Source organism: Calothrix sp. FACHB-168 (assembly GCF_963889195.1).
GTDB classification, from domain to species: domain Bacteria; phylum Cyanobacteriota; class Cyanobacteriia; order Cyanobacteriales; family Nostocaceae; genus Aulosira; species Aulosira anomala_A.
The window spans coordinates 696,804-719,272 of record NZ_CAWPNJ010000001.1 but is presented as its reverse complement, the minus strand read 5'-3'; the positions used below and the strand labels follow the sequence as shown (position 1 = coordinate 719,272).

18 protein-coding genes are annotated in these 22,469 nt (G+C 43.0%); 7 read left to right on the top strand and 11 right to left on the bottom strand.

Annotation, left to right across the window (positions count from 1 at the left end; genetic code table 11):
* Positions 1-57: 57 nt before the first annotated feature.
* The 6 genes from AACW45_RS02945 to AACW45_RS02920 form a co-directional block, all read right to left on the bottom strand.
* Complete coding sequence (locus tag AACW45_RS02945; RefSeq protein ID WP_190627394.1) at positions 58-696, bottom strand: lysophospholipid acyltransferase family protein; 639 nt, start codon at positions 694-696, stop codon at positions 58-60.
* A gap of 102 nt (positions 697-798) precedes the next feature.
* Entirely contained in the window at positions 799-1,680 is an 882-nt protein-coding gene (gene fabD, locus AACW45_RS02940) for an ACP S-malonyltransferase (RefSeq protein ID WP_190627392.1), read from the bottom strand.
* A 95-nt stretch (positions 1,681-1,775) separates the two neighbouring features.
* Positions 1,776-2,768, bottom strand: coding sequence for a beta-ketoacyl-ACP synthase III (locus tag AACW45_RS02935; RefSeq protein WP_190627390.1), 993 nt, complete (start codon positions 2,766-2,768; stop codon positions 1,776-1,778).
* Positions 2,769-2,888: 120 nt separating this feature from the next.
* Positions 2,889-3,914 carry a phosphate acyltransferase PlsX gene (gene plsX / locus AACW45_RS02930; RefSeq protein ID WP_190627388.1) on the bottom strand — a complete coding sequence of 342 codons (1,026 nt, stop codon included), beginning with the start codon at positions 3,912-3,914 and terminating at the stop codon, positions 2,889-2,891.
* Positions 3,915-4,188: 274 nt separating this feature from the next.
* Positions 4,189-5,661 (bottom strand): leucyl aminopeptidase, encoded by a 1,473-nt coding sequence (locus tag AACW45_RS02925; RefSeq protein WP_190627386.1) that lies wholly within the window; start codon positions 5,659-5,661, stop codon positions 4,189-4,191.
* A gap of 394 nt (positions 5,662-6,055) precedes the next feature.
* Entirely contained in the window at positions 6,056-6,814 is a 759-nt protein-coding gene (locus AACW45_RS02920; protein WP_242045442.1) for a DALR anticodon-binding domain-containing protein, read from the bottom strand.
* A 432-nt stretch (positions 6,815-7,246) separates the two neighbouring features.
* Between AACW45_RS02920 and AACW45_RS02915 the strand changes: the two genes are divergently transcribed.
* On the top strand, positions 7,247-7,966 hold the full coding sequence (locus AACW45_RS02915) for a Crp/Fnr family transcriptional regulator (protein ID WP_015114387.1): 720 nt from the start codon (positions 7,247-7,249) through the stop codon (positions 7,964-7,966).
* Between the two features lie 943 nt (positions 7,967-8,909).
* On the top strand, positions 8,910-9,986 hold the full coding sequence (locus tag AACW45_RS02910; RefSeq protein ID WP_190627384.1) for an RNA-guided endonuclease InsQ/TnpB family protein: 1,077 nt from the start codon (positions 8,910-8,912) through the stop codon (positions 9,984-9,986).
* Between the two features lie 199 nt (positions 9,987-10,185).
* Here AACW45_RS02910 and AACW45_RS02905 read toward each other — a convergent pair whose 3' ends face one another.
* From AACW45_RS02905 to AACW45_RS02895, 3 genes are all read right to left on the bottom strand, one after another.
* Entirely contained in the window at positions 10,186-11,214 is a 1,029-nt protein-coding gene (locus AACW45_RS02905) for a PstS family phosphate ABC transporter substrate-binding protein (RefSeq protein WP_190627383.1), read from the bottom strand.
* Between the two features lie 199 nt (positions 11,215-11,413).
* Complete coding sequence (locus tag AACW45_RS02900) at positions 11,414-12,805, bottom strand: serine/threonine-protein kinase (protein WP_190627381.1); 1,392 nt, start codon at positions 12,803-12,805, stop codon at positions 11,414-11,416.
* A 546-nt stretch (positions 12,806-13,351) separates the two neighbouring features.
* Entirely contained in the window at positions 13,352-14,365 is a 1,014-nt protein-coding gene (locus tag AACW45_RS02895; protein ID WP_190627380.1) for a LysR family transcriptional regulator, read from the bottom strand.
* Between the two features lie 216 nt (positions 14,366-14,581).
* On the opposite strand from AACW45_RS02895, the gene AACW45_RS02890 reads away from it, so the two are divergent.
* From AACW45_RS02890 to AACW45_RS02880, 3 genes are all read left to right on the top strand, one after another.
* Positions 14,582-15,298 carry an NnrU family protein gene (locus AACW45_RS02890; RefSeq protein ID WP_190627378.1) on the top strand — a complete coding sequence of 239 codons (717 nt, stop codon included), beginning with the start codon at positions 14,582-14,584 and terminating at the stop codon, positions 15,296-15,298.
* Between the two features lie 531 nt (positions 15,299-15,829).
* Positions 15,830-16,210 (top strand): thioredoxin family protein, encoded by a 381-nt coding sequence (locus AACW45_RS02885; RefSeq protein WP_190627376.1) that lies wholly within the window; start codon positions 15,830-15,832, stop codon positions 16,208-16,210.
* Positions 16,211-16,631: 421 nt separating this feature from the next.
* Complete coding sequence (locus AACW45_RS02880; protein ID WP_190627374.1) at positions 16,632-18,725, top strand: NAD(P)H-quinone oxidoreductase subunit 5; 2,094 nt, start codon at positions 16,632-16,634, stop codon at positions 18,723-18,725.
* Positions 18,726-18,903: 178 nt separating this feature from the next.
* Here the strand turns inward: AACW45_RS02880 and AACW45_RS02875 are convergent, their stop codons facing one another.
* Positions 18,904-19,227, bottom strand: a complete 324-nt coding sequence (locus AACW45_RS02875) for a hypothetical protein (protein WP_190627372.1) — start codon at positions 19,225-19,227, stop codon at positions 18,904-18,906.
* Positions 19,228-19,382: 155 nt separating this feature from the next.
* Here AACW45_RS02875 and AACW45_RS02870 point away from each other — a divergent pair, with 155 nt between their 5' ends.
* Together AACW45_RS02870 and AACW45_RS02865 are read left to right on the top strand one after the other, a co-directional pair.
* The gene (locus tag AACW45_RS02870) at positions 19,383-21,842 is read left to right on the top strand and encodes a serine/threonine-protein kinase (RefSeq protein ID WP_306414976.1); all 2,460 of its coding nucleotides are present in this window, start codon (positions 19,383-19,385) and stop codon (positions 21,840-21,842) included.
* 73 nt (positions 21,843-21,915) lie between these two features.
* Complete coding sequence (locus AACW45_RS02865; RefSeq protein ID WP_190627535.1) at positions 21,916-22,068, top strand: YgiT-type zinc finger protein; 153 nt, start codon at positions 21,916-21,918, stop codon at positions 22,066-22,068.
* Positions 22,069-22,182: 114 nt separating this feature from the next.
* On the opposite strand, the gene AACW45_RS02860 is transcribed toward AACW45_RS02865, so the two are convergent.
* A complete protein-coding gene (locus AACW45_RS02860) occupies positions 22,183-22,440 on the bottom strand; it encodes a hypothetical protein (RefSeq protein WP_190627370.1) in 258 nt (85 codons plus the stop codon).
* Positions 22,441-22,469: the final 29 nt, after the last annotated feature.

Here is a 22,469-nt window from a genome sequence, read left to right as displayed (position 1 = left end):
ACAGAAACCTAAGAGCGATCGCTACCTCCTTTGAGCAGATTTTTATGATTTTCTAACTTATCTTCCTAAATCATGCATCTGGTTAATTACATCGGCGCATTTTTGCGTCAGCGCTTGTAATTCCTCTTTATTTGTGGAAGTAGGTGCATCAATTACCTTACCAATTCTCACAGTGATGGGTACTGCTTGGGGTATTGACGAGCCTTTTTGCAGAATTTTCTCCGTACCCCATAAACTAACTGGTAAAATTGGTGCTTTCGCCTTGGCGGCCAACAAAGCTGCGCCTCTTTTGGGGTCTGTAATTCGACCATCTGGGGTGCGGGTACCTTCCAAGAAAACACCTACAGCCCAACCATTATCAATACATTCTAAAGCAGAACGAATAGCAGTGCGATCGGCTGCACCCCGACTGACAGGGTACGCACCATATAATTTAATTGCTTGCGCCAAAACAGGGACTTTAAATAACTCTTCCTTCGCCATGTAAGCCACAGGACGCAGCACACAGTTAGAGACAATTGGCGGGTCAAAATAGCTAGCATGATTACTTATCACCAATAAAGGCCCGGATTGCGGCACATTTTCCACACCCTCAATCCTGACGCGAAAGTAAGTATGTAGCATAGGGCTAACCACTGACCACTTAAAAGCGTGATACAGTGCCAAACTAATGAATGGTTCTCGGCTTTTGGTCATTGGTCAATAGTCAATAGTCAATAGTCAATGGTCAATGGTCAATGGTCAATCTCCCCCTTGTCCTCCTTGTCCTCCCTGTCTCCCTTCCCTAGCCCCTAGACCCTAACTAGGTAACTCAGAGGCATTACGAATATTTTCTAAGCTTAAATCAGAGGTGGTACGTTTAATTAAACCAGTTAGCACGTTACCAGGGCCGATTTCTACTACTTTCTCAATACCAATGGTGGGAAGCAGTAAGGAAATTTCTCGCCATCTGACTGAACCTGTCATTTGATTGATGAGGCGCTGTTTTAAATTTTCTGCATCAACGGTGGGTGCAGGTTCGACGTTGGAAACTACGGGGACGTTAGCAGGTTGGAATTCCACATCTGCAAGAATTTCTTGGAATTCTTGCGAAGCGGCTTCCATTAAGGGGGAGTGAAATGCACCGGAAACTTTTAACGGGATGGCGCGTTTGGCTTTAACTTCAGACATTACCTTTTGTACGGCGTCTGGAGTGCCAGAAATGACAACTTGGGCGGGGCTGTTATCATTGGCTAGGACTGCATCAGGTGTAGCGGCGATAACCGTATCCAACTGTTCGCGGTCAAAGTTCATCAGCGCCGCCATCATTCCCCCAGAAACGCTATCCATGAGTTCAGCGCGACGCTTGACTAGACGTAAACCTTCAGCCCAACCAAATACACCTGCAACGTAAAGGGCTATGTATTCGCCTAAACTGTGACCGGCAACTAAATCTGGCTGTTGTCCCCGTTCCCTAGTTAAGTCAGCAAGAATGGTTTCTACTACATAGAGACAAGACTGGGTGTAGAGAGTGCGTGATAACTCTTCTGCTTCACTTTGGCACTTTTCGATTACAGACCAGCCTAAGATAGTCTCAGCTTCGGCAAATCTCTCTTTCGCCAAAGGTATATCTAACAAATCTATTCCCATTCCTGTAGCTTGGGAACCTTGTCCGGGAAACACCCATGCAGTTTTAGTCATTGGTCAATTGTCATTGGTCAATTGTCATTGGTCAACAGTCAACAGTCAACAGTCAACAGTCATTTGACTATGGACTATGGACTCTTGACTAAGCTTTATCTTCCCCACTGGAAAATTGCTGCACCCCATGTGAGTCCAGCGCCAAAGCCGGATACAGCTATTGTGTCATTGGGTTTGATTTTACCTTGCCGCACGGCTTCGTCTAAGGCGATGGGGATGGAGGCGGCGGAGGTGTTGCCATAATTGGCGAGATTACTAATTACTTTATCGTTGGGAATATTGAGGCGTTGAGCAACCGCATCTAAAATCCGTTGGTTGGCTTGGTGTAAGACTAGCCAATCTATTTGGTCAATGGTGAGGTTAGCCTGAAATAAGGTTTTATCGATGACTTCTGGCACTTTTTGCACGGCGAAGCGATAGACTTCTTTGCCGTTCATCGTGATGGGATGATATTTACCTTGGCTGATGTTAACTCCAGGAATCAGTTCTTGATCTGCAGCTTGATAGGCGAGATTCAGGTAGTGGTTTTGGCTGCCATCACTTTTGAGTGTAAATCCTAGCAAGCGATCGCTTTCATTGGCTTGCAATATTACTGCCCCTGCACCATCACCGAACAATACACAGGTGCGGCGGTCTTGCCAATCTACCCAGCGAGAGAGGATGTCTGCCCCGATCAAAAGTACATTTTGATATACGCCAGTTCTAATGTATTGGGCAGCCGTTACTAGTCCAAATACAAAGCCAGAACAGGCAGCAGTTAAGTCAAAGGCTACGGCTCCCTTCGCTCCTAGTTCAGCCTGGATTTGACAAGCACTGCCAAATAAATCATCAGGGGTAGAAGTTGCCAATAAAATTAAATCTACATCTTCTGGAGTAATCCCCGCTTGGGCGATCGCTTGACGACTGGCTTTAGCTGCCAGTAAACTCAAAGACTCTGTTGGCGATGCTACTCTTCTTTGGCGAATTCCTGTTCTCGTGGTGATCCATTCGTCGGATGTTTCCACCAGTTCGGTCAGCGCTTCATTTGCTAGGGAAGTTTCGGGTACTGCCGAGCCACTTCCAGTAATTGCTATGCCTAACTTATGCACTCCTTGTCTCCCGAAATCTCACCTATCAGCTGTTAGTCATTAGTAATCATTAGTCGTTAGTTATTTACTATTGACTAATCGCTGTTTTTATGCTTTATATTGCTGTATTTTGGCTGATTGCTAATCACTATCACGCTGTAGGGCTTCATATTGAGACCGAAGTCGTTGTAGCACTTGATTGTCTACAGCTTCTTTGGCCATGCGAACTGCATTAAAAACTGAAGGTGCTTGTGAGCTACCGTGACCAATTAAGCAAACTCCGTCCACGCCTAAGAGCAAAGCACCGCCATGTTCTGCGTGATCCATGCGCTGCTTAATTCGTTTGAGGTTGGGTTTTAAAATTGCTGTACCGATTTGACCGTGCAAGCCTTGGGGTAATTCTTCTCGGAGAATTTGCAAAATCACGCCGCCTACGGCTTCAGCAAATTTCAACAGAATATTGCCGACGAAGCCATCACAGACAATTACATCAAAGTCGCCGGAAAGCACATCACGCCCTTCGGCATTCCCCTTAAAAGATATTTGGGAATTTTCCCGCAGGAGTTGATGGGCGCGCAAAGCCACTTCATTACCTTTGGTATCTTCTTCGCCGATGTTCAACAAACCTATTTGTGGTTCTTCTGTACCCAGCACATACTTACTGTAGGCAGAACCCATCACAGCAAACTGCTCTAAAAATTTTGGTCGGCAGTCTACATTGGCACCCACATCAAGTATAAGTACTTGCTTGCCAGCTTTAATTGTGGGAAACACTGTGCCAATTGCGGGGCGGTCAATTCCCGGCAATCGTCCTAGACGCAGCAAAGCAGAGGCCATTGCTGCCCCAGAGTGTCCGGCTGAGAACACTGCATCAGCTTGCTGTTGTTTGACTAGATCCATCGCCACATTAATTGAAGCCTTACGTTTGCGCCTAACCGCGTTTAAAGGCTCCTCATCCATTGCGATCGCATCCTCAGCAGGAACGATCTCTACCTCCGCCATGTTGGTTTTTGGCGGTAGGGAAGCTTCAATTTGTTGGGGATCACCCACCAACAGGACTTTTACACCCAATTCTTCTCGCGCTCGTATTGCGCCAGCTACGATTTCACCGGGTGCATGATCCCCTCCCATTGCGTCAATTGCGATCCTTACGCCAGTCGATCCCATTGCTTAGAGCTTTTAGAAACCTTACAAATTTTACCAGATGGCTTGTACCGAAAAATCGGAACTTTAGACTGCCAAATTACTCTGCCTACTACGTAAGAGGTTCTGGCAAGCCCAACATAACATGAATTGGTGGTGTGTGGGGGGATTGGAGGCAGGGGGGCAGGGAGCAGGGAGCAGGGGGAGGGGGACAAGGAGGACAATTGTAGAGACGCGATTCATCGCGTCTTTGCCCAATGCCCAATGCCCAATGCCCAATGCCCAATGCCCAATGCTCTTAACTCAATACCCAATCAACGAGGGTTCTGACACCAAAGCCGGTGGCACCGGGGCCGTTGTAGCCGTTTTCTTTATCTGACCATACTGGTCCAGCAATATCTAAGTGTGCCCAAGGGGTGTCTTTAACAAATTGTTTGAGAAATAGAGCCGCAGTAATTGCACCGCCAGGACGGGGGCCAGTATTTTTCATGTCGGCGATGCCAGACTTTAGCCCCTCAAAATATTTTTCTTCCATTGGCATCCGCCAAATCTTTTCACCGGTGTTGGCTGCGGCTTTTTCTAGTTGGGTAGCTACACCATCATCGGGAGTAAATAAACCAGCAATATCATCACCTAAGGCGATAACATTAGCACCAGTCAGGGTAGCTAAATCAACGATCGCATCTACGCCTAATTTATCGGCATAGACTAAGGCGTCAGCTAGGGTTAAACGTCCTTCTGCATCTGTATTATTGACTTCAATAGTTTTGCCATTGGAAGCTTTGAGAACGTCACCAGGGTGCATTGCTTTACCGCTAATCATGTTTTCGGTGACGGCGGAGATAAAGTGTACTTCGACACTTGGCTTTAATTGGGCAATGGCTTTGGCTGCACCTAAAGTGGCGGCGGCTCCACCCATATCAATTTTCATAGTTTCAATACCGCTACCAGCGCCTTTAATGTTGAGTCCGCCGGAGTCGAAGGTTAAGCCTTTACCAATAATTGCTAGTTTGCGTGTGGGTGCGCCTTCTGGCTTATAAGTTAGGTGAATAAATTTTGGTGGCAAATCGGAAGCTTGGGCGACGCCTAAAAAAGCACCCATACCCAACTTTTCACAATCTTCCTTTTCTAAAATTTGCAGTTGTAAACCGTGGTCTTTGGCGATCGCTTGCGCAGTTTCCGCCATTGTAATCGGTGTTACAGCATTGGCTGGGGCTGCTACTAATTCTCTAGCTAAAATTACCCCAGAAACTATTTGATTTGCCTTGGTAATAGCCGCTTCTTGTCCGCCAAATCCTAGTAAATCTACTGTCTCGACTTGTGATTTATTTTCTTCAGATTCCGACTTAAAGCGGGTATCTTGGTAAAGCGCTAATTGTACACCTTCCGCGATCGCTTGGGCAGTTATCGCCGGATCGTTGTTCCATAATGGAAAACTAAAACCTAAAACTTTAGCTTTTTGCTTCTTCGCTACTCGCCCAACAGCCGCAGCTGCGCGTCGCAAACCATCTACTTTCAGTGAGTCAGCTTTTCCCAAACCCACCAAAATCACTTTTTTTACAGGAGTACTAGCAGCTATCCGCGTAAAAATAGTGCTATTGGCTTTACCCTTAAATTCTTCTTCGGCAATAAGTTCTTTCAAAATCCCGGCAAATTTACTATCTAAAGTCGCCAATTCGCCAGTTAACTCTACGCCATCTTCAAATAAGCCAATTGCTAAAGTATCTCCTGTCCACTCCAATAGAGAGGTATCACTCGCTCTAATTACCATTTTGGGATTTTGTGTAAAACTTCTTGTACCAGTATTGCTTAAAATTCTCTATTCGTGCTTAGAAAGATTAGGGGCTAGGGACTGTTTTCAAACTCTAAATTCGACTTAATTGTAGGTTGGGGAGCCACCGCCGTGGACGGGTTTCCCGGCTTGAGGCGAGTGGCGTTTGAGGAACGTAGACGCGGAGCGGTGAGGCAGTGCGCCCTTGCGGTTCCCCGACTTGTTCGCTGAAAGCGTTCCCGAAGGGTAGCAACTGCCCTTAGCGAAGCGGTAGCGACGAGGGAGCGTCACCCGAAGGGCTTCCCGCAGGGTAACCCAACATTTACGTTACTTCTTTGGGTTGCGTTCACCTCAAGCAACCTACTTTTGGGGTTTGAAAACACGCCCTAGCCCCTCATAGTTCCAAAGGCGCAACAACCCCAAGTTTTTCCTCTAGCAACAACCTCAATACAGACTGTGTAACCATCACTAATCCCAGTCTGGCTTGAGCTAGTTCCCGCGCTGCGATTTTGACTTTGCCCCAAATGCGGCACTGGCTCCAAAAATTTTCAAAAGCTTGGCTTAAATTCAAAGCAGCTTTTTCCCAGTTAACTGAACTTTTAACCACATCACTATGCAAATCATCGACAACCTGCACTAACTCGCCTATGAGTTGACTTTCAGGCAGATGATAGCACCGCAGTTTTCCATCACTGTTCAGCCAAGGTATCGGGTTAGGAAACAAAATCTGCCATAAAGTTGTCCCTGAACTACTAATTGCTTGATTTTGCACTGCCCCCAGTTGAATTAATTCTTCTCGGTGAGCTTGCTGCAATAGCGAGCAGCAACGCGCATGGGCATATTGCACCGTAAATAAGCGATGGGAATTGTTAATGTTAAGATTTGCTGTTATCTCGCTCCTTCCTGCTCGCCCTAAATTGCCATCTGTAATATTTTGTAACCAAGCCGCTAAGATTGGCTGAGACAATTCTAAATAAATCCAACCAGGGGGAACAATTGCCACCTGAAAAACGTCGCCACAGGACGCTAATAGGTCGTTAGCGATCGCCTGAGCCATTGCCATCGCTTCATAATTCTGAGATTTTTCTAGCCACAGAGCTATACCAGAAATATATAAAATTCTTTTTTCATCTCTACCTTTATACAGAGGCAATTTTTCCTCTTTTATGCATAAACTTTTTGACTCAGAAGTACAAACACTTAAGGTTTTTTTTATTTGGCTGTATATTAACTGCTTAAATGCTGTGTATTTACTCACTAGTACCTGAAAATGCACGTAGTTCTGAATGAAGACAGCCTCACTCCCAAAGTGCTGATTCTCTGTCATCTATCTAAAGTTGTAAGTTTCTTCTAGATAAAGAAAAATGAGAGTAGAATAAAATTTGATGAATATTCAATGAATAGAGGGTAAACTTTACTACCATCATTGTACAGTAAGAAGTATAACAAAAGAGTAGGGAGTAAAATGCTTTCTATTCTTTGGATGGCTGGCGCTGTTAGGCGTTAAGCCGGACTCGCCAACACAAAGACACTCCTTGCACCTTTTTTGTCGTCTTTGTCTTCAGCCGAACGCTCTTTGTTACCTATGCAATCTCCATCCTCTTTTTCCGAGGCTTCTCGTCCGTTTTTAACTTGGCAACGCATTCTTGACTGGGCTCAAGAACACTATCGCTGCCGTACCTTCAGCAAAGATGAGCGCATTCCAGCTCGCCCTGGATTGCTATATTTGGTGCAAAGGGGTGCGATCCGCATGGTAGGAACCGCCCAAGTTAGCGCCACTGCCAGCCAGTTAACCTCTCGTCGCATCAACAGAACTCCAGAAGAAGCTTTCTTGGGTTTTGTGGGTGCAGGACAACCATTTGAAATTGTTGCTCAGTCACCATTCACACTCCAGGCTTACGCTCACGTCGATCAAACTGCGGTGTTGTGGATGTACTGGCACGATTTGGATAACTGGCCTCACTTCCGTCGCGAAGTTATGGACGCCTTTAGATATCAGCACCAACGTAAATTGTTGTGGCTGAGTGCTTTGGGACAACGCCGCACCATTGACCGTTTGTTAGGATTCCTCACTTTGTTGATTGAGGAATATGGCGAGCCGGCAATGAGCGAAACCGATCCCGATGTCATTCGCGGCTATTGTTTGCCCTTCCCCTTGACCCACGCTCAAATTGGTAGTGCGATCGGTTCAACTCGTGTAACCGTCACCCGTTTAATGGGCAAATTACGTCAACGTGGTTTAATTTTGACCCAAGGGGACAATCTCATTTGCTTACCAGCAGAATCGATTAATAGAGCTAGCTAAGGTTAAGTTCAGATCTGCTATCAATAGCAGGTGTCAGCGAATTTGAACAAACCTAGTTTGGGCGATCGGTTCCTGCTCCTGCTCAGTAAAAAGTAAGTTGGCATCAGCAACCATTGTTTGCTGCTCGGTTTGACCAGTCTGTTTGACCACCACAAACAGATTGTGTGTAATCGGGTAATTTCCGATAGGTAAGCCTCAATGTTCAATGTGTTTCATTTACCAAAACATGCAAATGGGAGAGCAATTGTTTGCGGTAAAGAGCAACGTACTACCTTTGTATTTACCCCAACAGCAAAGGTGAAATTGAGCATTGAGGAATCACCTCTAGGGCAAAAAAATTATTACTACAACCAGGACTAACATCTAATTGCTGTCAGCCTTGGGCATTGGTGGAAACCAATTCCATCAACAATCCAGCAGGCTTAACTAATTAAGATGTCTGGGAAAAACATTGCTGCCGCTAGATTTTTATCCAAATCTGGGGGTAACTTTGGTACAGGTAATTATTTAGATTAATTACGATCTCTAACTACGGTAGGTAAAATTTTACCCATAATATTTTGTGACTTGTTAGTCTCAATCATAAAATTTCTCACTATAGCAATCCGTTTAAGAGTTACAAATACTTATCTTCCTTGTCTCTGTTGTCCCTTTTATTCGTCTATTGCCATGTTTATAAAGGGGGATGAGGAGAAGTTTCAAAACAGTAAAAGTATAGACAACTATGTCTAATAAGGTTGAAGTATAGACATTAGCCTTATGTACAAACCACACGAGTTTGCAAAAAAGTTAGGCGTAACAGTAAAAACATTACAAAGATGGGATGCATCTCAAGAATAAGCTCAAAGAAACTATTAACAAACCTAGACACAGGGAATTAGAATCAAGAGATAAAGAAACACAGTGTTGAGGTCAAGCAATCCTTGTACCTTGCTCAGGAACCATGCTTTTATCCATCAAAACAAAGCTAAAGCTAAGTAAAACTCAAGAAATAATAATGAGTAAACACGCTGGTATTGCTAGGTTTACCTATAACTGGGGTCTTGCTACTTGGAATAACTTGTTCAAAGATGGATTGAAGCCTAACAAATATATTCTAAAGAAGTTCTTTAACAACCATGTTAAACCTGAGTTTGAGTGGATTAAAGAAAAAGGTATTTGTCAAAAAATTACTCAATATGCTTTTGATAATTTAGGCGACGCTTTTGCTCGTTTCTTCTCTGGTAAAGGTGGCTATCCTAATTTCAAAAAGAAGGGTCATCATGATTCTTTTACTATTGATGCTAGCGGTAAACCTATTCCAGTTGGTGGTAAATCAATTAAGCTTCCCGCTATTGGTTGGGTTAGAACTTATGAAGGATTGCCTTATACTACTTGTAAATCCATCACTATTTCAAGAATTGCTGATAGTTGGTTTATCGCTTTCGCTTATGAGCAAGAACATAAACCTGGCACTAAACAATACGATGTTGTAGGAGTTGATTTGGGTATTAAGGAACTAGCTACACTGTCTACTGGTGTAGTGTTTCCTAATCCTAAGCACTATAAAACTAACCTAGAACAACTCAGAAGACTATCGAGAAATTTCGTCAGAAAAAATAAAGGTTCTAACAACAGACATAAAGCTAAAATCCGACTTGCTAAACATCATGCTAGGGTGGTTAATCTCAGGAAGAACACTCTTCATCAAATCACTACTTTCTTATGCAAAAACCACGCAAAAATAGTAGTAGAAGATTTAAACGTTTCTGGGATGCTATCTAATCACAAACTGGCGCAAGCGATTGCTGATTGTGGATTTCATGAGTTTAAACGCCAGTTGGAATATAAAGCTAAAAAGTTTGGCTGCGAAATAATCTTTGCTGACCGTTGGTTCCCATCAAGTAAAACCTGTTCACACTGTGGGCATATTCAAGATATGCCATTAAAAAAAAGGACTTACATTTGTGGCATTTGTCATCATTTGATGGACAGGGATTTAAACGCAGCAATTAATTTATCACGTTTGGCTAAAGCGTGAAAGCTTGCTGAGGGATAACCGCTCCCATGCTCCCGATGAAGCAAGAAATAAATGTCTAGACTTGTCTAGTTTTTATATAGCAGATGCACTATCCTTCATCAAAAAATCTCTAGAAAATAGAATTTTCTAGCCCCTAGATTCTCGGCTTTATGTTCCTGCGTAAATTGTTACTAAAACACCAGTAATCACAGATGGAGACTTAGCGAAGTCTGACGAATCCGGCTTTAGCTATTAATTCCTGACCTTGGTTAGTTAGTAGCCAGTTGGCATAAGCTTCTCCAGCCAGCTGATCGCTTTGTCCATTTTGTTTAATAATTACAAATAACCGCCTAGTAATTGGGTATTCACCTGTTTGAAAAGCAACTGCATTGATTTGGTTACGCTGTTGCGGACAGTTTTGCAGGGGGACAAAAGGTTGTTTGTAAGGTGGAATCAGTTGATCGGGTTTCCGCCCTAAAGGTAAGGGCTTGACACCACATTGCCCAACTATTTCCGGAGCAGAACTGTAGTAAATTCCCCCTGGATTCTTTGCCACTTCTCTTAAGGCTTGGGTTGTGGTAGGGATAAATTTGATATTGGAGCCAAATTTTTCTCCTGCCATAATATTTTCATCGAAAAATTCGATAGTACCCCCCTCCTCTAAACGGCGAGAGTAGGCTGTAATCGGTAAATTAGGGCCGTTTACCTGTTTCCAGTTGGTAATTTTACCTGTGTAGATATCTTTGATCTGTGCCAGAGTTAAACCGGGAATTTGCAGATTGGGATGAACTGCGATCGCAATTCCGTCAATCGCTACAGGAATTTCTTTGAGTGTAAACCCCCGTTGTTGTGCCTTTTGAAACTCATCATCTTTGAGTGAGCGAGATGACTGGGAAAAAGATAGTTGGTTCTCCAAAAGCATTTTAATCCCCGTACCCGAACCAGGTGCGCCTGTGGTGGGATTGGTATAACGTAATTGAAACTTCGGCGACAACTGTTGCATAGCTGGCTCGACTTCTTTGCGGATAGGGGCCCAGGTAGTGCTACCCCCATAACTAAACAAGCCTGAAGGAAGATCAATTTTGTGGGTATATGTATCTTGTGATGGGCGAGATTGATTAGGTGTCAAATTATCAATTACACCAGAATTATTGGCTAACCACCAAAAGACACTACCAACCAATCCTAGCGTCACCACCAAAGTTAAAACCAAAACCCCAGTTTCATTAGTTTCGTTTTTTGGCAACATAATTATTATTTTGATTGTTACTTATCCACGCTGGCAATTTTCCATTGTGCGTGTTATCGGGTTAAGAATTGGTAAAAGTAAGTTTACGCAGCGCTCGGTAATTAAAAAATTAATTACTGATTTCTCTGAAGATGCCCCTGTGAAAATTTTCTTAAATTTTAATAAAAACTTGAATTTTAATTTGTTACGCAGAACCAGCTTAAAGAATTAAAGAAAGTAATTTATAAATCAGACGAAATAGAGCAGTTAATGCAATACTTACTAAAGCAGAGACAAATGCTAAGATTAATATCTGTTGAATTCCCAGTTGTGCGCGCAAGAGTGGGATAAAAAAAATAATAGCAAAAGAAATAGCCGAAATAATTAATAAATCTAACTTCTCAATCCACCTTCTTGCTTGAGCGAAAATCAGTATTCCTAAAATAGCAGATGAAATACTTAGGGTAATTATTGGGTTACGGAGCAAACTAAAACAAGCAATACCAATTAACGCCCCTTCAAACCCACTAAAAGCAGCGCCTCCTAACAATTCCCATGTAGAAAAAGCTGGTATAGCTGTTGGTAATTGTGATGTCACACCTATATAACCTGGTGCAGCATTTTGCAGTTTGGGTTTAACCTGGGTAGATGGTATCAAGTGTGGTTGATTGAGTCTTGTTAATGCGTCTAACACTTCTTGGGCTGACTGAAAGCGTTGATTAGCAGCCGGGAGGAGCATTTTGTCTAAAATATCCGCCAAGTGAGGATTAATATTAACTTGGGTGCGCCATTTCCACTGGTTACTGTAGCCATCAAACAGCTTAGTTGCTTCTTGACCAGTAAGTAAAGCGATCGCGGTTACAGCTAAGGCATATAAATCTGTAGATGGGAATACCTGATTGCCTGCTACCTGCTCCGGCGGTGCATAGCCTATAGAATAAATACCTGTAGAAGAAATTGCTGGGGAATTGGTTACTTGCTTCACTGCACCAAAATCTAGCAAAAAAATTTTGCCATCGCGACGGCGCATGATATTAGAAGGTTTGATATCTCTGTGAATAATGCCGCGATTGTGAACGAATTTGAGGACTTTGAGTATTTCTTGCAGTACTTCTAAAATTTCTACTTCCGAAAACTTACCCTTGGTAATTAATTCTTCTTCCAGATTTTGTCCATTAATATATTCTTGGACTAAGTAAAAAAACTGGTCTTGCTGTCCTGGTTGTAAGCTGGGAACTGCAATCGGAAAGAACGCGAACAAGTCGGGAATTTGTTCGTGTTCGTTACCGATTTCTGCCAAAACTTCTGCTTCTCTTTCAAATAGTTGTTGAGCTATTTGTAGTTGATGAAAGCCTAAGTTACCTGTAGGTTGAAACTGCTTGACTACACATTGACGCATTCCGGGAATTCGGCGATCGCGGGCGAGAAATGCAGCGCCAAACCCTCCCCTACCTAAAAGCCTGATGGGAACATAGCGACCATCTAGCATTAATGGCATTCCACAGGTAGTGCAGTATTTTTGCTGGACTGTTTTTAGGGTTGTGTTATCATCTAAATCCGCAAAATAGTTTTGTGGACGGGGACAGCGTGGACGAGTGCAGTAAACTTCCATTTTAGTTATTCGTCAAGAGTCCATAGTCAAGAGTCCATAGTCAAGAGTCCAGCCTACAGTTTGGTGTAAATAAATTACCCCTATCCTAGTATTTTTTTGGAGTCAGTCATTTAGAAATAGGCTGATAACAGACGAGAGTAACTGCTTTGTACGACAAAACTCAGGGAAATCCAAAAAATAAATTATTCCGTTCAAGTCGTTGACTGTTGACGGTTCGCAGTTAACAGTCAACGGTCAACGGTCAACGGTCAACAGTCAACAATCGCTGCGGAAATATTTTTTTACTTGCAAGTTCCTAACTCAAAGCCCAGAATTTTTAGGTGCCCTACTAAACCTTGATAGGCAGTAAACCCAAACAAGCGCAATAGCTACTATGACTACCGTACCGCAGTCATAGTCTGTTTAACTCATGACATTATGACCCTTGAGGTTAGCTAGTTGTTCGTGGAGAAGCCCACAGCACTTGCTAGCTGTCAAGCGATCGCAGCAAGTGATTCCCCAAGACTTTACTAGCCCGCTCATGACTCAATAACTACTGATGGGAATTCAGTCATCCTCAGTAATGGCAGGTGCCACTATATCTAGAGTATTGAGCATTAAATTTTTTTGCGTCAATTTTAATACATTATGGTTCCATCCTGGGGTAGCAAACTGAGGGAGAATTTCTTGACTAAAAGCTTCTGCTGCTTTGGAGCGATAGCGATTAGGATTAAAAATTAGCCAGAGCGTGCGTTTGACCACTACGCCTTCTATTGGCGCACAGTGCAATACGCCCATTTGTAACTCTTTAGCAATAGCAGAAGTAGAAACAAAAGCCGCCCCTAAACCAGATTGCACGGCATTTTTAATAGCTTCAATGGAATTCAATTCCATTTCGACTTTAAAACGCCGCGTATCGATTTCACAGCGAGCTAGTACTTGGTCTATGACTTTGCGAATAGTTGATTGTGAATCTAAAGTGATGAATTGAAGTTTATAAAGGTCTTCTTTTTGGATAGTGTCGAGCTTACTAAAGGGATGGAAGACGGGTAAAATTAGCACCAGTTCATCTTCAGCATAGGGAATAATTTCTAAAGATTCTGCTAATTCACCAGGAATTTCGCCGCCAATGATCGCTAAATCCACTTGTCCGTTAGCGACACTCCAGGCTGTGCGGCGAGTCGAATGGACATGTAATTGTACGGCGACATCGGGATATTTTTGCCGAAACATACCGATCATTTTCGGTAGCAGATAAGTGCCAGTAGTTTGGGAAGCACCGACAATCAAAGTACCGCCTTGGAGATTTTGTAAATCCTCAATCGCGCGACAAGTTTCTTGACAGAGACTGAGAATTTTCTCCCCATAACTCAGTAGTAGGTGTCCGGCTTCGGTTAATTGGGCACGGCGTCCTCCACGGTCAAATAATGGGACATCGAGCTGCCGTTCTAAGTTTTGTACTTGTAAACTGACAGCAGGCTGGGATACGTAAAGACTATCAGCGGCGCGCTTGAAGCTCCCTTCTACAGCGATCGCTTTGAGAATACGTAACTGATCTAAAGTGAAAGGAAGGTCAGACATAGGCTAAACCCACAAACAAGAAAGGAGCGGCTTTGACAAGAAATCAGCATTTCACATCCAGGTTTCCCGGTATGATTAATCGCATCTTAAACTTGGAAGCTTGACTCGGAAAAGACAGTAGTACAACATCTTGACTAAAGTCCCTGTTTAAATACTTTGTGGTATTGGTTGTACTGTACTAAGTTTTCTTTAATTTACTTCACTTACGTATAAGTTATGATGCTGATTTCTTGGTTAACCCCCAGTCATTTTGTCATATTGGGGCTACAGTTAGTTTTTGCGATCGCTCATAGCGGCGGAGCAGCGCTTCGTCCTTGGGCAGAAAACCTAATTGGGCCAAGGCTTTACCGAATTTTATTCGCCTTAGTCAGTCTGCCCTTGGCTGTAATCTTAATTATTTACTTTTTTAATCATCGTTATGATGGTTTGCAACTTTGGCAGGTGCAGGATGTAGTCGGTATCCAAATTTTAGTTTGGGTGCTGTCAGCGATTTCTTTTTTATTTTTGTATCCTGCCACTTTCAATCTCCTAGAGATTGCGGCGATTCAAAAGCCCCAAGTTCATTTGTATGAAACGGGCATTATTCGCATTACCCGTCATCCGCAAATGGTAGGGCAAATAATTTGGTGTGTTGCCCATACTCTCTGGTTGGGTACTACCTTTACCCTAGTGACCTCAATTGGCTTGGTGTTGCATCATTTATTTGGTGTTTGGCATGGGGATCGCCGTCTAGCTCAACGTTATGGCGAAGCCTTTGCAACTGTGAAACAGCGAACTTCTATTATTCCCTTCGCCGCAATTATTGACGGTCGTCAATCTCTGAAATTGTCAGAATTTCTCCGTCCTGCTTATTTAGGAGTTGCCATTTTTGTGTGTTTACTTTGGTGGTCGCACCCCCTGTTATTATCCGCAACTAGTAAGTTAACATGGTAGTTTTAGGCGATCCCCACTATCAGCAGATACTAATCAAATTGATGAAAATTCCCACTTATCAATTGTTACCAAATCAATGTAGGATAAATTCAAATAGCTACCAGTGGGGGTGCATGTAGTCGGTTTGAGATTTTATGTTATTACTCGCTGCTCAATCATTTTCGCTAGGTATTAAACCTCCTCACGCCCATTACGGCAGGAAGATTTTATCCAGAGTCAATAGTTCAGAGTTAGTGGCCAATAAATCTGCAAGCTCCTATTTCAGGACTTACAGGGAAATTCAGCCACAAAACCACTGACAGATGACTAGCTTAGTTTGCATACCTCAGTAGCAGTGACTACCAAAAGTTGAGCATTTCCCAAAGCCAAAGCGATATCTACGGTGGCTTTTTGATCGGTGCCGCAATCAACGCGATCGATTTTTGTCTAAACTATTTGTGCCCAGAGAGCGTCTATCGGTGGTCAATGGCTTGCCAATATAATCTGCCGATAGTTAGTTTGATATAAAAACCCTATAAATTTAGAGGCGTCATGGTGTTGTCGGTTAGTGAGCGGACATTTACTCAAGAAGTTTTAGAATCTCCTATTCCGGTTTTAGTGAATTTTGAAGCCCCTTGGTGTGGTTTGTGCCGCATTATCCACCCTTTGTTATTGCAATTTCAGAGCCAATGTGGCGACCAAATTAAATTAGTCACAGTTAACGCTGACCAAAATTTTAAATTGTCTACAACATATCGCCTGAAGTCACTGCCAACTTTACTGTTAATTGAAAATGGCACCATCCAATACCGTCTTGAGAGTTTTCGTGGCAGAGACGACTTACGTTTAGCCTTAGAAGAGATAAAACTTAACTACAACAAGCGTTACTCCTCCTACAGTAGCGCTAAAACAGTGGATGTAGGACGTAGATAACATAAAGATTGTCAAAAGTCAATACGCAAAATTAAGTATTAGATCTCTTGACCATTGATCATTAACTATCAATTTAGGAAAGCAAATCTAAAACCAAGCTTAACACCCCACCTAAAGACTTCCTGGTGGGGTATTTTATGCTAAAGGGAGTGTGTCACAATTATTAACAGTTCGACATAGACAGTTGCTTGAGGACGGATAATTGACTGCAATGGAGATTGCTTTAAAGTGAAGATGCGAAGATCGCCGTCGCCTATGACCTAGAACCGCGATTTTTTGCGGCTTCTCCCAAGGAAAACAAGACTGGCGACCAAATCCACAAAAGCAGTGTCTAAACACTTGTCTGTCTGTCCCAGTCTGCTGAAGACCTTTGGCAGCGCTGTTCTAACTTAGTCAAGAATCCTAAAAGTAAGCGTCAGTGATGGAAGTAATCTATCAATATGCCTGGCTGATTCCCGTATTGCCTTTGTTTGGGGCAATGCTGGTCGGTCTAGGGTTAATTTCGATAAATCAGGTGACAAACCGCCTACGACAGCTGAACGCTGCGGTAATTATCTCCCTAATGGGAGCAGCGATGGGGCTGTCGTTAACCTTGCTGTGGAGCCAAATTCAAGGACATCCCACCTATGTCCGCACCCTAGAATGGGCAGCAGCAGGGAATTTTCATTTGAGTATGGGCTACACAATCGACCACCTCACAGCCGTGATGCTGGTGATTGTCACTACCGTAGCTTTCTTGGTCATGGTTTATACCGATGGCTATATGTCCCATGACCCAGGCTACGTCAGGTTTTATGCCTATCTCAGTTTGTTCGGTTCTTCGATGTTGGGTCTGGTAGTCAGCTCCAACCTCGTGCAAGTTTACGTATTCTGGGAATTGGTAGGGATGTGCTCCTACTTGCTGGTCGGCTTTTGGTACGATCGCAAGTCAGCAGCAGATGCAGCCCAAAAAGCATTTGTGACTAACCGTGTAGGAGACTTCGGTCTCTTACTTGGTATTTTGGGGCTATTTTGGGCAACAGGCAGCTTTGATTTTGGCGTGATGGGCGATCGCCTAGCTGAACTTGTACAATCAGGTTCTATCAGCAATTTCCTGGCTGTGCTGTTTGCGATTTTAGTGTTCCTCGGCCCGGTGGCAAAATCCGCCCAGTTTCCTCTCCATGTCTGGCTACCAGACGCGATGGAAGGCCCTACCCCCATTTCCGCCTTAATCCACGCGGCGACAATGGTGGCGGCTGGGGTGTTCTTAATCGCCCGCATGTACCCGGTTTTTGAACATGTCCCCGCCGCGATGAACGTGATTGCCTTTACGGGGGCATTTACGGCGTTTTTAGGGGCAACAATTGCTATTACCCAAAATGACATCAAAAAGGGTCTAGCTTACTCCACCATCTCCCAATTGGGCTACATGGTGATGGCTATGGGCGTAGGTTCCTATAGCGCCGGTTTATTCCACCTCATGACTCACGCCTATTTCAAGGCGATGCTATTCTTGGGTTCTGGTTCGGTAATTCACGGGATGGAAGGAGTCGTTGGTCACGACCCCGCATTAGCCCAAGATATGCGCTTAATGGGTGGATTGCGGAAGTATATGCCAGTTACCGGAATTACCTTCTTAATCGGTTGCTTGGCAATTTCTGGTATCCCTCCCTTCGCTGGTTTCTGGTCAAAAGACGAAATTCTCGGCAAAGCCTTTGAAGCTAACCCATTTTTATGGTTAATTGGCTGGTTAACTGCCGGTATTACCGCCTTTTACATGTTTAGAATGTATTTCTCGACATTTGAAGGTAAATTCCGGGGCACTGACGAGAAAATCAAAGACAAGCTCAAAAAAGCTTCAACAATTATCCTGGAATTAGAATCCGGGGAACCAGCGCCGACTTTTGGCCCTGGGGCGATGAAGAAAGGCGAATTAGCTGCAACAGGCGGACATCATGGTGAATCCCACGGTCATCACAGCGATACTCCCCATGAGTCACCTTGGACAATGACTCTACCTTTGGCAGTTTTAGCCGTACCTTCGATTTTGATTGGTTTAGTCGGCACACCATACGCCAATTACTTTGAGGAATTTATTTTCCCACCCACAGAAACCTTGAGTGAAGTTCTGGAAAAAGCCGCCGAGTTTAACCCGACGGAATTTTACATTATGGCAGGGGCTTCTGTAGGTATTTCCTTGATTGGGATTACCTTGGCTTCCTTGATGTATTTGCGCGGTAAAATTGACCCAGCTGCGATCGCGGCGAAAATCAAACCACTTTATGAGCTTTCCCTCAACAAGTGGTATTTTGATGACATTTACCATCGCGTCTTCGTCATGGGCTTGCGTCGCATCGCCAGACAAGTCATGGAAGTTGACTTCCGCGTTGTTGATGGTGCTGTTAACCTCACAGGCTTCTTCACCCTTGTGAGTGGCGAAGGACTGAAATATCTAGAAAACGGTCGCGCTCAATTCTATGCCTTAATTATCTTTGGGGCAGTTTTGGGTTTAGTGATTTTCTTTGGTATTACCTGATTTTTATAGCGGCTACGCAAACGAAGTTCCGAAGTTCTGAGCGGAGGAAACCTGCGCTCAGACTTCTCTCCGGCTGCGCTGACTAGAAAAAAATTAAGTTTTTGAAACCCGCGCAGGCGGGTTTTATGTTTTTAGACCGTATACTAATGATTGTTGCGTAAATGCCCATCTGCGACTATCAGGGTTGACTTGGCGGTGATTCGCTCAGTTGCTGCTGAAGTTGTTGGACTTCCTCAATCGATAACCCTGTTCCACGAGCAACTACTTCAACTGATAAATTATCTCGCAGAAGGTTGAGAGCGATCGCACGCTTCTCCTCTTTCCGGGCATCTCTTTCGATGGCACGATAAACAGTGGACTCCTGCATAATGTCTCTCCGTAGGATGCGATAAACAACCTCATCTCCCAATTTTAGCCCAGCTAAAATACCTGACGCTGCCATCAAATTCGCCTTGGCTGTGGGGTCTACAATCTGATCCACCCGTTGAGCCGCTTGTCGCAAACTTTCCTCTCCATCCGCACTTTTGGCGGTTCAAACATCATCTCAAAACCTCCATTGGGAATAGGATGACAAGATTTTTTAATACAAGCCATATACGTTTATTTGATCTAAAATTGCCATGTAAGGTATAAAAATATTTATTATTGCATCTACGTATGTGGATACCCAATCAATCTATCAGTGATGGTAAATATATTATTCAAGATGTGTTGGGTGAAGGTGGTTTTGGTATTACCTATAGTGCGGTAGAAACAAGCACTGGGGAGTTAGTCGCTATCAAAACCCTGAACGGGAAGCGACAAAGGGCTAAAGATTTTCCTAAGCAACAGGAAAAATTTGTGAATGAGGCTTTTAATCTCCGTGCTTTTTCTCATCCCCATGTTGTCAAAGTCCATAAAATGATTCAGGAAGATGGGCTGTGGGGAATGGTGATGGAGTTTATTGATGGTGTAGATTTAAATGATTATGTTGATGAATATGGGCAATTATCAGAAGATGATGCGCTGTTGTATATTGACCAAATCGGACAGGCTTTAGAATATATTCACCAACAAGATGGGATGATTCATCGGGATATTAAACCCCATAATATTGTTTTACGTCGCGGTAAAAAGGAAACGGTTTTAGTTGATTTTGGTCTGGCTTGCAAAATTGATAAACTTACCACAAGGGATGGACGCACCCCAGGTTATGCACCACCGGAACAATATCATCCTGATGGAAATTTGGGTTTTTATACAGATGTTTATGCTTTAGCGACAACGCTGTATTATTTATTGACTGTGGATGGACTGAAAGAAAAATATGAATATATACATGAGTCAATTATTCGCAAGTATAGTTCTGTACCTTTAAAACCACCACAGTATTATAATTCTCGGATTAGTAATAGGGTCAATAATGCCATTATCAAGGGGATGGAGTTGGAAGTAGAGAATCGTCCCCAGACTGTAGGAGAATTTCGGGAATTATTAGGTTTAGTCAATAGCAAAATACAGGGAGACGTACAATTAAAATCAGCCGTAGGGATGGACTACACCCGACTGGCTGATTTACTCGCAGTAGGGAAGTGGAAAGAGGCTGATGAGGAAACAGCGCGAGTAATGCTAGCGGTTGGGAACAGGGAAGAAGAAGGTTGGTTGGATGTTAAAAGTATTGATAAGTTTCCCTGTGAAGACCTCCACACTATTGACCAATTGTGGGAAAAATACAGTAATGGACGTTTTGGCTTTTCTGCACAGAAAAAAATTTATCAAAGTCTGGGTGGAACGAGGTATTACGATCAAAAAATTTGGGAAGCGTTCGGTGAGATTGTAGGCTGGAGAAAAAGAGGACAGTGGTTATATTACAAACATATTACTTTTAATATAAAAGCACCAGAAGCCCAATTTCCAGCGTGTCTGTGGGTTTTGATTTTCAAAATTATGAGCAGTTTTGAATTTATGAATGCAGGGTGGGATATATTCTCTCGCATTGAGACTTGTTATCTTCCCAATCCAAAGTCTGAAATTCAAAATCTTAAATTATTAGATTTAGATGATATTGAGCTAATATCAGCCGTAGGCATGGACTACACCCATCTCCGTGGCTTGCTAGCAGCAGGGAAGTGGAAAAAGGCTGATGAGGAAACAGCACGAGTAATGTTAGTGGTAGCGAAACGGGAAGAAGAAGGTTGGTTAGATGTTGAAAGTAGTGACAACTTCCCTTGTGAAGACCTCCGCACCATTGACCAGTTGTGGGTAAAATACAGCGACGGGCATTTTGGTTTTTCTGTTCAAAAGCTTATTTATAAAAATATGGGGGGAACGGAACAAATTTGGCAATATAATTCAGAAGTTTGGCGTAAGTTTGGGGAAATTATAGGCTGGAAGAAGATAGGGGGCGACTGGTTATATTACAATGCCATTACTTTTGATCTAACAGCACCAAAGGCGCACCTTCCTGTAGTGAGATGTTTATTTAGTTTTTTAGGACGGGATTGGGAAGGTTTGGTTGAGGTTGCTTTTTATGTTGGATATAAATGTGGGGGTGGTTTCTCTCTTCTATCGCGTAAAGACTTGTTATGTTACTCTCCAAGTTATGAAATAAAAACTTCTAAATTACCTCAATTAAATGATATTGAGCTAATATCATCTGTAGGAATTGACTACACCCAACTGCGTGATTTCCTCATGAGAGGGATGTGGCAAGAAGCTGATGAAGAAACAGCAGAATTAATGTTAACGGTAGCTAAAAGGAAAAATAAAAATTGGTTAGATTCTGAAAGTATTAGGAATTTCCCTTGTGAAGACCTACGCACCATTGATCAATTGTGGGTGAGATACAGCAATGGACGTTTTGGTTTTTCCGTGCAAAAACGTATTTATCAAAATCTGGGGGCAATTACTAAACAGGACAAATATAAAGTTTGGGAAGCTTTTGGTGCTGTTGTAGGCTGGATCTGCGGAAGACACTGGTTGAATGACTATGAAATTACTTTTGATATAACAGCACCAGAAGGTCACCTCCCTATGAGGATAGGTTATTCTCAGGATTGGACTTGGATTGGAGACTGGGAAGAGAAGGTAAGGTTAGGAGGATTTTTTAGGGATATTTTCTTGCGTAAAGACTTGTAAACTGTAATTTCTGAAAAGATATAAAAAAATTTGTAATCTCTGTAACTCGTCATTCGTGAGAGGTTAAAGTCAGATACCATTCGTCTTAAAAAAAGTTCCAGCAGAAATTTGTAATAACTGCGGTGAATATTATTTAAGTGATGCAGTTACAGAACAGGTTTTAGAAAAATCAGAGTCAGCTATTAATAATGGAGCAGAATTGGAGATTATTCGATATGCAGCTTAGTTTTATTATTTGCTTCTCTGCTACCACTCATAAAGCTGATAGTACAGACGTTGTTTACTCAGAGTTTTGAGGCGGCGTTTGAAAGGAGATGTAAACCTAACTTCTGCCATAAATCTAGGCTTGGATATCGTCCCAAAGCTCTGACACTGGGAAAGTTTGCCCTACTGCTGCTTGTCTCACAGAATCTTGCAAATCGGCTAATATTTGTGCTTTTGGCTCTTGTTCATCAATCCAAGCTAAACCACTGGCGGTATCAGAATTTATGGAACTTATCAGCTGTTGCCAAAGTTCTATAGGGACGATGACATCTATTAATTCTCCATCTACGTTGGTGATATAACGAATCTGACTTTTAATTTGTTCGATTATCATAAGACCTGTTGGGATAAAGCAAACTCAGT

Excerpts from the sequence above, each read along its gene's own strand:
- AACW45_RS02945 (WP_190627394.1), bottom strand. The coding sequence starts at position 696 with ATGACCAAAAGCCGAGAACCATTCATTAGTTTGGCACTGTATCACGCT.
- fabD (WP_190627392.1), bottom strand. The coding sequence starts at position 1,680 with ATGACTAAAACTGCATGGGTGTTTCCCGGACAAGGTTCCCAAGCTACA.
- plsX (WP_190627388.1), bottom strand. The coding sequence starts at position 3,914 with ATGGGATCGACTGGCGTAAGGATCGCAATTGACGCAATGGGAGGGGAT.
- AACW45_RS02925 (WP_190627386.1), bottom strand. The coding sequence starts at position 5,661 with ATGGTAATTAGAGCGAGTGATACCTCTCTATTGGAGTGGACAGGAGAT.
- AACW45_RS02915 (WP_015114387.1), top strand. The coding sequence starts at position 7,247 with ATGCAATCTCCATCCTCTTTTTCCGAGGCTTCTCGTCCGTTTTTAACT.
- AACW45_RS02910 (WP_190627384.1), top strand. The coding sequence starts at position 8,910 with ATGCTTTTATCCATCAAAACAAAGCTAAAGCTAAGTAAAACTCAAGAA.
- AACW45_RS02905 (WP_190627383.1), bottom strand. The coding sequence starts at position 11,214 with ATGTTGCCAAAAAACGAAACTAATGAAACTGGGGTTTTGGTTTTAACT.
- AACW45_RS02900 (WP_190627381.1), bottom strand. The coding sequence starts at position 12,805 with ATGGAAGTTTACTGCACTCGTCCACGCTGTCCCCGTCCACAAAACTAT.
- AACW45_RS02895 (WP_190627380.1), bottom strand. The coding sequence starts at position 14,365 with ATGTCTGACCTTCCTTTCACTTTAGATCAGTTACGTATTCTCAAAGCG.
- AACW45_RS02890 (WP_190627378.1), top strand. The coding sequence starts at position 14,582 with ATGATGCTGATTTCTTGGTTAACCCCCAGTCATTTTGTCATATTGGGG.
- AACW45_RS02885 (WP_190627376.1), top strand. The coding sequence starts at position 15,830 with ATGGTGTTGTCGGTTAGTGAGCGGACATTTACTCAAGAAGTTTTAGAA.
- AACW45_RS02880 (WP_190627374.1), top strand. The coding sequence starts at position 16,632 with ATGGAAGTAATCTATCAATATGCCTGGCTGATTCCCGTATTGCCTTTG.
- AACW45_RS02870 (WP_306414976.1), top strand. The coding sequence starts at position 19,383 with ATGTGGATACCCAATCAATCTATCAGTGATGGTAAATATATTATTCAA.
- AACW45_RS02860 (WP_190627370.1), bottom strand. The coding sequence starts at position 22,440 with ATGATAATCGAACAAATTAAAAGTCAGATTCGTTATATCACCAACGTA.